Annotated in this window: 6 protein-coding genes and 1 pseudogene; 3 read left to right on the forward strand and 4 right to left on the reverse strand. The window is 65.9% G+C overall.

Annotation, left to right across the window (positions count from 1 at the left end; genetic code table 11):
- Window positions 1–54: 54 nt before the first annotated feature.
- The 4 genes and pseudogenes from AX672_RS15805 to AX672_RS15820 form a co-directional block, all read right to left on the reverse strand.
- Window positions 55–1,164: pseudogene (locus AX672_RS15805) on the reverse strand (type IV secretory system conjugative DNA transfer family protein); the annotation flags it as partial.
- Window positions 1,165–1,170: 6 nt separating this feature from the next.
- A complete protein-coding gene (locus AX672_RS15810; protein WP_062346066.1) occupies window positions 1,171–1,461 on the reverse strand; it encodes a hypothetical protein in 291 nt (96 codons plus the stop codon).
- Complete coding sequence (locus AX672_RS15815; RefSeq protein WP_062346064.1) at window positions 1,458–1,682, reverse strand: conjugal transfer protein TraD; 225 nt, start codon at window positions 1,680–1,682, stop codon at window positions 1,458–1,460. The genes AX672_RS15810 and AX672_RS15815 overlap by 4 nt, the downstream gene beginning before the upstream one ends.
- Before the next feature lie 37 nt (window positions 1,683–1,719).
- Window positions 1,720–2,028, reverse strand: coding sequence for a conjugal transfer protein TraD (locus AX672_RS15820; protein WP_031309918.1), 309 nt, complete (start codon window positions 2,026–2,028; stop codon window positions 1,720–1,722).
- 173 nt (window positions 2,029–2,201) lie between these two features.
- Here AX672_RS15820 and traA point away from each other — a divergent pair, with 173 nt between their 5' ends.
- The 3 genes from traA to AX672_RS15835 all read left to right on the forward strand — a co-directional run.
- A complete protein-coding gene (traA, locus tag AX672_RS15825; protein WP_062346093.1) occupies window positions 2,202–5,117 on the forward strand; it encodes a Ti-type conjugative transfer relaxase TraA in 2,916 nt (971 codons plus the stop codon).
- Between the two features lie 6 nt (window positions 5,118–5,123).
- A complete protein-coding gene (locus AX672_RS15830) occupies window positions 5,124–5,852 on the forward strand; it encodes a DUF6118 family protein (protein ID WP_231731397.1) in 729 nt (242 codons plus the stop codon).
- 555 nt (window positions 5,853–6,407) lie between these two features.
- A partial coding sequence (locus AX672_RS15835) for a magnesium and cobalt transport protein CorA (RefSeq protein WP_066652974.1) occupies window positions 6,408–7,149 on the forward strand: 742 nt, incomplete at its 3' end.

The following is a 7,149-nucleotide window of genomic DNA, read 5'->3' on the forward strand; positions in this document are numbered from 1 at the left end:
TGCAATCGCTCTGATCCCTTAGCGTACGTTTTCGAACATTCTCTCACCGGACCCCAGATAGACGGTTGTGGGCTGCGTCTTCACATCGGCGAAGGTGAAATCCGAGCGGCCCAGCACGGCCGACATGCGCGGGGAATCGAGAAAATGGGTATGGCGCTGCGCGGCCGACAGCACGCCGGCCGCTTCGCGGTCGGACTTGCCCAGGTGGCGGTTGGCGGCACGCGCGATCAGGCCCCGCGCCTGCGTGCTGCGCGACATTTCCCGCAGTATCCTTTGGAAGTTATCAGGCGCGAAGGTGAGGCAGTCGCGCAGGGCTTCCAGCGTGCGGTCCTGGCCTTGCGCTTGCGGGTCACAGGCCACCCACAAGAGGATACCGGCGATCAGCGCCTTGGCTTCCTCGTTCCAATGCGCCTCGCCCGCTTCGCCGGGAGCGTCATAGACCAGCGCGTCAGCCAGCGTCATGGCGTCGTCGGCGAGATCGAGGCCGGCAGGGTCGAGGCGATCGAGCGGGTTGAACGCGGCTGAGGGGATGCCCGTCACCCCGAAGGGATCGAGGACATGGACCGGGCCGAACTTCGCGCGATAGCGGGCGGTGATGCGGGCATTCTCGCCCTTGGGGTCGATGCAGATGACCGAACCGGGATAGTCGAGCAGATTGGGAATGATGGTCCCCACGCCCTTGCCGGTGCGCGTCGGCGCGATCGTCAGCAGATGGGCGGGACCGGCGTAGCGCAGCAGCTTGCCCGATTTGCGATCACGGCCGATCAGCAGGCCTTCGCCATTTTGGGCGAGCGGGCGCGTCTCGCGATCGGTGGCGAAGCGGGCCGAACCGTGGGTGTCATCGCCGGCAGGACCGCCATAGCGCAGGATCAGCGGTTGGAAGAGGGCGCGCAGCGTGACGAGGATGATGACCAGGCTCGTCAGCATCATTACGATTTGGTAGATGTTGGAATCGCGGGGCAGGCCGAGCAGCTTGCCGAGGATCAGCGGCACGCCGAGGCCCAGTACCAGGCCGGTGATGAGGAACAGGACCACCACGCCGAACAGGTGGCGGATCAGCGCGACCGGACTGGTGACGAGGGCCGTGATCGCCCATATCGGCTGTTCGCGCGCGATACGGGCGAGGTTGCGGAGCGCACGGCCGAGCTGGCGGAACCATTCCATCGCCGCTTACCCGTCCGCCCGGATCGTCGCCGGCGAGATCGCCAGCGCCGGGTCGGCGTCGGGATGATCGAGCAGCTTGAGAACGATCGCGGTGGCGAGGGGAGGGGGGACAGCTTCTGCGCGCAGCATGTCGAACAGGGCGTGTTCGTCGGCGTCGAGGTCCATGCCTTCGATCGCGAGATTGGCGCGGGCTTCGGCATCGCCTTCGCGCCACAGAGCGATTTCGGCGGGGGTGCCGCGGACATAATCGAGCGCGCGGACCTCTGCCCGGATCGCTTCGACATCGAGCCTGGTCATGGTGCGTCACTCCCTTCCGCTTCCGCGTCGAACGCGCGTTTGCCGCGCCGCTTCCACAGCGTCAGCATGTTGTCGGCATCCTCGCCCTGGGCGCGCGCGGCGAGATCGAGCATCGCGCCGTAGAGGGTCGCGCGATCATCGTCGGTCAGATCGACGAGGCCGGCTTTGTGGACGAGGCCGCCCAGCTCGATCAGGTGGCGGGTGCGTTCGCGGCGGGCCACGACCCATCCTCTCGTATCGGCGCGGCGCGCGGCGGCTTCAACCCTGCGCCTCGCCTGTGCCAGTTTGGTTTCCGCCTTGTGCATTGCTGCTAGTGCGTCGCCCAGCCTTGCGCCCGCGTCCTTGAAAGAAGGCCGCGCCATCGGAGCGCCACGCCTCCCGGTTTCCCTCAACCTGCGCTTCGGCGACGATGTGGAGCAGCGCTCCGGTCAGCACATCGGCGTCGAGCGCATCGGCCCCGGTGGAGGTGACGAGTTCGCCGAGCTGCTGGACCTTCTTCGCCTTGAGCGTGCGGGCCTTGTCGCCGAGCGCCCGCAGTTCGGCGTCATAGTCGCGGACCTTGCGCATCTTCTCTCCCTCGCGCCCATGATCGGGAGCCGCAGCGTAGCACGATCGCGCGCGCGAGGAACCGTTCCGATCCAGAAATGCGGCGAAGTCAATCATGCGAACGGCAGAGAGTGTGAGTGCGCGCTTATACGTCGTTGCCGACGTGCGCTAAGTAAGGCAGTGTGCAGAGCGTCATGGCGATCTACCATTTCTCTGCCAAAGTCGTGAGCCGCGCGAACGGATCGAGCGCCGTTGCGAGCGCCGCCTATCGTTCCGCGTCCGAGCTGCACGACGATCGGCTGAACCGCGATCATGACTTCAGCAACAAGGCTGGTGTCATCCACTCCGAGGTGATGTTGCCGGCGGGCGCACCGGAGCGTTTAAACGATCGCACAACGCTATGGAACGAGGTGGAGGCAGGCGAGAAGCGCAAGGACGCGCAACTTGCCCGCGAGGTCGAGTTCTCGATTCCGCGCGAGATGAACGAAAGGCAGGGCGTCCAGCTTGCGCGTGATTTCGTGAAAAAGCAGTTTGTCGATCGCGGAATGGTCGCGGACCTCAACGTGCATTGGGACAAGGCGAAGGACGGCAGTCCGAAGCCGCACGCGCATGTGATGATGACGATGCGCGATGTAGGCCCGGACGGGTTCGGAAAAAAGAACCGCGACTGGAATAGTACGGAGCTGTTGAAGGACTGGCGCGAAGCGTGGAGCGCGCACGTCAACGAGCGCATGACCGAGTTTGGGCTGGAGGGTCGGATCGACCATCGCAGCTATGAGGCGCAGGGGATCGGGCTGGAGCCGCAGCACAAGATCGGCCCGGCAGCATCCCGCAGGCCGGAGCAGGGGCTTGAGGCCGAGCGGATCGAGGATCACACGCGCATCGCCCGCGAGAACGGCGCAAAGATCATCGCCGATCCCAATGTCGCGCTGGACGCGATCACCCGGCAGCAGGCCACGTTCACCGTCCGCGACCTTGCGACGTTCGCGTTCCGCCACAGCGACGGCAAGGAGCAGTTCGACCAGGTGATGGGAGCGGTTCGGGGATCGCCCGAGCTGGTCGCATTGGGGAAGGACGGACGCGACCAGGAGCGGTTCACATCGCGCGATATGATCGCGGTGGAGGCCCGGCTTGAGCGCGCCGGCGACGAGCTGGCGAGCCGGGCCGGGCATGGTCTCCCGGCGCACGCAATGGAGGGGGCAATCACGCGCGCCGGGAGTGAAGGACTCGTGCTGGGGGAAGAGCAGCGAGCCGCGTTGGAGCATATAGTGGGTCCGGGCGGCATCGCCAACGTGATCGGATATGCCGGCACCGGCAAATCGGCCATGTTGGGGGTGGCGCGCGACGGATGGGAGCGCGCTGGTTACACGGTACGCGGTGCGGCGTTGTCGGGCATCGCGGCCGAAAACCTTGAAGGCGGGTCCGGCATCCAGTCTCGCACCATCGCCAGTTTTGAACACGCATGGGGGCAGGGCCGCGAGCAGCTAGGCCCCAAGGACGTGCTGGTGGTGGACGAGGCCGGCATGATCGGCTCGCGTCAGATGGAGCGCGTGTTGAGCCAGGCGCGTGACGCCGGGGCCAAGGTCGTGATGGTGGGCGACCCCGAGCAGTTGCAGGCGATCGAGGCGGGCGCGGCGTTCCGCAGCGTCACCGAGCGCCACGGCGCGGCCGAGATCACCGAGATACGCCGGCAGCGCGAGGACTGGCAGCGCGACGCGACGCGAGCGCTGGCGACCGGGCGCACCGGTGAGGCGATCCACGCCTATGACGGCAAGGGTATGGTCCACGCGGTCGACACTCGCGAGCAGGCCCGGGGCGAGCTAGTGGACGGTTGGGACCGCGCGCGTCAGGCCGAGCCGGGCAAGAGCCGGATCATCCTTACCCACACCAACGCCGAGGTGCAGAGCCTCAATGGCGAGGCGCGCGACCGGTTGCGCGCGAGCGGCGACCTTGGCGACGACGTGACGGTGAAGGCCGAGCGTGGCGAGCGGCAGTTCGCGACCGGCGACCGCATCATGTTCCTGCGCAACGAACGCGGCATGGGGGTGAAGAACGGCACGCTCGCCACGATCGAGCGGGTATCGTCCGAGCGCATGGCGGTGCGCCTCGATGACGGGCGCGGCGTCGCGTTCGACACCAAGGACTATGCCCATGTCGATCATGGCTATGCGGCGACGTTCCACAAATCGCAGGGGGTGACGGTCGATCGGGCGCACGTCCTCGCCACCCCCGGCATGGACCGGCACAGCGCCTATGTCGGCCTGTCGCGGCACCGTGACGACGTGCAGCTCCACTACGGTCGCGACGACTTCGCCGATCAGCGCCAGCTGGTCCGCGCTCTGTCGCGCGACCGGGGCAAGGATATGGCGGGCGATTACGCCAAGCCCGAGCAGGATCAGGCGCGGGCGTTCGCCGATCGGCGCGAGATCCGGTTCCCGGAACGCGCGCGTGAAATGGTGGCGAAGGTCCGCGACAAGGCGCGGGGCATGTTCGACGGCTTCCGGCCGAAACCGGCAGCGGAGCGTGCGACGTCGCCGGAGCGCAGCACGGCCGACCGCCCGCTTCCACCCTCGCAGGCCAAGGCTATCGAGCGTTATGCGCGAGCCGGTGCCGACATAGGCCGGATGCTGGAAAAAGGCTTGCCGGTGCTGGCGCACCAGGAACAGGCGCTGGCGAAGGCAGGCGACGCGCTCGACCAGGTTCGGCCCCATGCCGCCCGCGACCTCGCATCGGCGCTGGCGCGCGATCCCAAGCTGATCGAGCAGGCCGCCGGGGGCAACACCAGCGGCGCGGCGAAGGCGATGGAAACCGAGCGCCAGGTCCGCATAGATCCGGAGAAGCGCGCCGGCCGGTTCGTGGAGCAGTGGCAGGGATTGAAGGAGGCGCAGGCCAGCATGGAGCGTGCCGGCGACCATGCGGGCGCGGAGAAGATCGGCAAGCGCATGGAGAGCATGGCGGGCGGGCTGCATCGCGACCCCCAACTCGAATCCGCGTTGCACCGGCGCGCGCCTGAGCTGGAACTGAAAATGGAGCGCGGTCGATCGATCGCAAACGAGCTGGCGCAGTCGGTCAGCATCGGGCGTGACCGCGACCGTGGCATGAGCCGGTAGGTGATGATGGACGACGATATTCAGGAAGGCGGCGATCCGGCGGAGGCGTTCGACCGGTTGCGCGCCGTGATAGAAGGTCAGGACCGCGAGCTGGCGTTGCTACGCCGTGCCGTGGAGGGCCTGGCGGCCGAGCGGGCGCATATCGATGTGCCCGACTATTCCGAGACGCTGGGGCGGATGCAGCAGGGCGTGGACGCTACAGCCGAGCGGATCGCGGTCATCAACGACGTGATCGCGCGCAGTCCGGCGCTGGCAATGACGCCCGAGCAGATGGCGCAGCGTATCGCCGCAGCAGGCAGCACCGCCCGGCGCGAGGACCAGGCGGCGCTCGCCAAGGCCGGCGAGGACAAGGCCCGCGTCATGGCCGAGCTTCGCAGCCTCGCCGGATCGGCATGGACTCGGGTCGACCAGAAGAACCGGCAGCTATGGTTCGGGCTGGGCGGGGCGGCGATCGGCATCCTTGTATGGTCGATCGTGCCGGGCTTGGTCGCGCGCGAGATCGCGCCGGCGAGCTGGCAATGGCCGGAGCGCATGGCAGCGCGAACGCTCGACCTTCCCCTTTGGGAAGCAGGGCAGCGGATGATGCAGAGCGCCAGCCCGACCGCGTTCCGCGGGATCCTCGGTGCCGACAGGATCGTGACGGCCAACCGCGAGACGATCGAGGGGTGCAGCAAGGCCGCAGCCCGCAAGCGCGAGACGGTGCGATGCACGGTCAGGATCGCGCCCCCGCTGTAGGTATATCATGAGCGCTTAACGCCACTTGCCTCCCAGGTGCCGCCAAACTCTGAAACCGATGCGGGAAGATCGACCGGATAAACGGATAAGCGAGAACACTGCATATGGATGCCGAAGTGCGGACCGCCCCAGCGTGCGGGCACCCACCAGCAACACCTTTCCAGCGACAATCCACACGCCGGCCGGTAACGCAAGCTCCCACCAGCGCAGAGGACGGCGGACGCGCGGAGTCCGTGAATGCCCTTTGGCTGAACGAGGCGGGTCGCTGATCGTCACTTGAACATGGCTCGTTCCTGCCCGTTGGTTAGCAACGACAAAGCATGGGCAGCCTAGCACGGAATCGCAGGCGATGGTGTCGATCCGGCAATCATGAAAGAGAGGGTCATGCGGGCCGATGTCACCATTCTTCAAAAGCATGTCTCCGACTTTTGGCTGGCACGGGGGAAATTGCGCTTACGATCGCGCTGAGGCTTCAGCAGTGGGGATAGGCGTTCGCAGCGACGTAAGGATCGTCTCCTGTTAGGGCGATTGTCTATCAATGTTTAGAGGGTCCTGATGAGCGTTGTTGCCGCTTCCCTTTATCGCCACGGCCAGCGGGTCCGGTCGCTTTCGATCGACGAGCCGACATTTTGTTCGGACGACAAGGCGGAGTTCGTCTGGATCGGCCTGCTGGAGCCGTCCGAGGAGGAGCTTCGGAAGCTCCAGGAGCACTACGGCCTTCACCCGCTTGCGGTTGAGGATGCTCTGAAAGCCCACCAGCATCCGAAGGTCGATGTCTACGGCGATCAGCTGTTCGTGGTCGCGCTGACTGCCCGGCTTGAGGATCAGGTTATCGCCTACGGTGAAACCGCGATATTCGTGGGTCCCAGTCATGTCATCACCGTGCGGCATGGATCGGCACGCTCGCACAGCACGCTGCGCGGCCAGCTTGAGGCGGCGCCGTCACTACTCGCGCATGGTGTCGACTATGTTCTGCACGCCATTATCGACTTCATCGTCGATGGCTATCTGCCGATCGGGGAGGCCATCGAGGAGGAAGTCGTCATAATGGAGCAACGGGCGCTTGACGCTTTCCTGGCCCGGGAGGAAATCAGTCGCATCTTCAATCTACGACGTGAGCTGATGCGGTTCCAACGGGTCCTTGGCCCCATGGGCGAGGTAGCGAACAAACTCACCCACCCTGACATGCCTTGCATCGACCGGGAGGTAATCCCGTATTTCCGAGATGTGCTAGACCATATTGAGGGCATAGCGTGGGAGGTACGCCAAGCAACGCTAAGGACGAACAATACCGGAA

This window comes from Sphingomonas sp. CCH10-B3, assembly GCF_001556185.1.
GTDB lineage: Bacteria > Pseudomonadota > Alphaproteobacteria > Sphingomonadales > Sphingomonadaceae > Sphingomonas > Sphingomonas aquatica.